This is a genomic window from Elstera sp. (assembly GCF_044372965.1).
Classification (GTDB): Bacteria; Pseudomonadota; Alphaproteobacteria; order Elsterales; family Elsteraceae; genus Elstera.
Window position 1 is genome coordinate 1 of sequence record NZ_JBILQX010000303.1, and the last position, 2506, is coordinate 2506.

At 60.7% G+C, this 2506-nt stretch carries 2 protein-coding genes; both read right to left on the minus strand.

Features of this window, described 5'->3' with window-relative positions:
• Positions 1-286: AsmA family protein (locus tag ACIQ36_RS19945; protein ID WP_395832622.1), on the minus strand; the 286-nt coding region annotated here is incomplete at its 3' end.
• Positions 287-395: 109 nt separating this feature from the next.
• Complete coding sequence (gene leuA, locus ACIQ36_RS19950) at positions 396-2066, minus strand: 2-isopropylmalate synthase (protein ID WP_395832624.1); 1671 nt, start codon at positions 2064-2066, stop codon at positions 396-398.
• Positions 2067-2506 lie beyond the last annotated feature (440 nt).

A 2506-nucleotide genomic window follows, 5' to 3' on the forward strand; every position in this document is an offset into this window, starting at 1 on the left:
AATCAAGATCGGCCTGAATAGCGTCGGCGCGCAGGAAAATCGGTGAGCGTTCGCCCGCAGCTTCCCCCAAGCGAACCTCTTCGGCGCGAAAAGACGGGGTGGGCAGCAGGGTCAGGCGCACGTCGCCGTCAATCGCGACGCGCCGCCCGGTCACATCGCCGATCAGATCGGTGAGTTCGTCGCGATATTGGGTCCAGTCGATCCAGCGCGGCACCAGCAAAACCGCCCCGACCAGCGCAAGGCAGAGCCCCAGCAGAATGATCCAGCCAATCCCACGCTTGCTCACCTGCTGGCCCATGATGTTCCTAAAGCAAATCCCAATGAGGATGTTATAGCAGAAGGAAGCTAGGGGAGCGCTAGGGGAAGACTTAGACTTCCCCTAGTCTTACACCGATTTAAGCTTTCAGCAGCCGATTGACTGCCGAGGTAACGGCCTTCAGGGCAGCCGCGACGATGTTCCGATCCGCCCCGACGCCCCAGATGGTGCCGTCGGCCGTTTTCAGCTCGATATAGGCGACGGCCTGGGTGTTCTGCCCGCGCCCCGTGGCCTGTTCGCTATAGGAGAGCAGATCGATTTCGATGCCGAACAGGCTTTGCAAGGCGCTGCAATAGGCGTCGATCGGGCCCGTGCCGGTGCCTTTAATCGTGATTTCCGCGCCGTCCTTGCGGACCGTCGCCGTCAGGTGGCGGACTTCCGAAGCGTGGGCGTCCGGCACCGTTGTGTGCGAGAGGAATTCGACTGGGACGATGGCTTTCAGATATTCGCTATCGAACACATCCCAAATATTGCCCGCCGACAGTTCCTTGCCGGTGGCGTCGGTCACGCGCTGGACCACTTGCGAGAATTCGATTTGCAGGCGGCGCGGCAGCGTTACGCCATAATCAGCTTCCAGCAGATAGGCGATGCCGCCTTTGCCCGACTGGCTGTTGACGCGAATAATCCCTTCGTAGCTGCGGCCCACGTCCGACGGGTCGATGGGCAGGTAGGGCACTTCCCATTCGCCGGAATTGGAGCGTTTCAGCGCCTCTAAGCCCTTCTTGATCGCGTCCTGATGGCTACCGGAGAAGGCAGTGAACACCAGATCACCCGCATAGGGGTGGCGCGGATGCACGGGCAGTTGGTTGCAATATTCGGCAACGCGGACCAGCTCGTTAATATCCGACAAATCCAGCGCTGGATTAACGCCCTGGGTGAACATATTCAGCGCGAGCGTGACGACATCGACATTGCCGGTGCGCTCGCCATTGCCGAACAAAGTGCCTTCCACCCGGTCGGCCCCCGCCATAATCCCCAGTTCGGCGGCGGCAACGCCGGTGCCCCGGTCGTTATGGGGATGCAGGGAAATAATCGTCTCTTTGCGCCAGCGCGTGTGACGGCAGAAATACTCAATCTGGTCGGCGTAGATATTCGGCGAAGCCATTTCCACCGTGGCGGGCAGATTGATAATCGCCCGGTGCGTTGCGGTCGGCTGCCAAACGTCCAGCACGGCATCGCAGACTTCAACGGCATAATCAATTTCGGTGCCGGTGAAGCTCTCGGGCGAATATTGGAACACAACCTCGGTTTCGGGCACGCTCGAAACCAGATCTTTCACAATCTGGGTGCCTTCGGTGGCAATCGCTTTGATCCCGTCTTTCTCCAACCCGAAGACGACGCGCCGTTGCAGCGTTGAGGTGGAGTTGTAGAGATGGACGATGGCGCGGCGCGAGCCTTTAATCGCCTCGAACGTCCGCTCGATCAGCGGGCGGCGGGCTTGGGTGAGCACTTGGATCGTCACATCGTCGGGGATCAGGTTTTCGTCGATCAACTGGCGGCAGAAATCGAAATCGGTTTGGCTTGCGGCGGGGAAACCGATTTCGATTTCCTTGAAGCCCATCGCCACCAGGGCCTTGAACATGCGCAGTTTGCGTTCGGGGCCCATCGGCTCGATCAGCGCTTGATTGCCGTCGCGCAAATCGACCGAGCACCACATCGGCGGCTTGGTAATTTGCGCGTCGGGCCAAGTGCGATTCGGCAGGCTAATGGGCTGGAACGGGCGATATTTGGTCGCAGCGTCGATCTTCATCGGATTTTCCTAAGGTCTCTGAAATCGGCCTAAACGGCATGGGGAGGGTGCGCGCGGCCCGCCTACAGCTACCGGATGGCCGCCTTAGGGCCGGTAGCCGCCGATAAGTCGAAGCGCGAGAAGAAGGCCAGTCGTGTCCTGCGCCCCGGAACGGGTCGGCAGCAGGGACAGGGAGGGGGCCGTCTGAAAGCTCATGGGGGCGACGATAGGCGGGCAGGGGCGCGCGGGTCAACCGTCTTTCGACGGGGAGGCGGTCATACGTAAAGCGCGCGTGTTTCTAGCGCTGGAGGCCTAACCGTCGCCGCAGCACCGCAGGCCCAATCAGGCCAAAACCCACCACCAAGCCGCTGATAATCAGCCCGTGGCTGATGAGCACGATCACGCTAGTGTCGTAGCTATGGTAGAGGCTCATGGCGAAGGCGGCGAGCGAGGCCGAGGCG

What these genes read in the sequence shown, in the direction of transcription:
- leuA (WP_395832624.1), bottom strand. Translation starts at nt 2,066, where the DNA reads ATGAAGATCGACGCTGCGACCAAATATCGCCCGTTCCAGCCCATTAGC.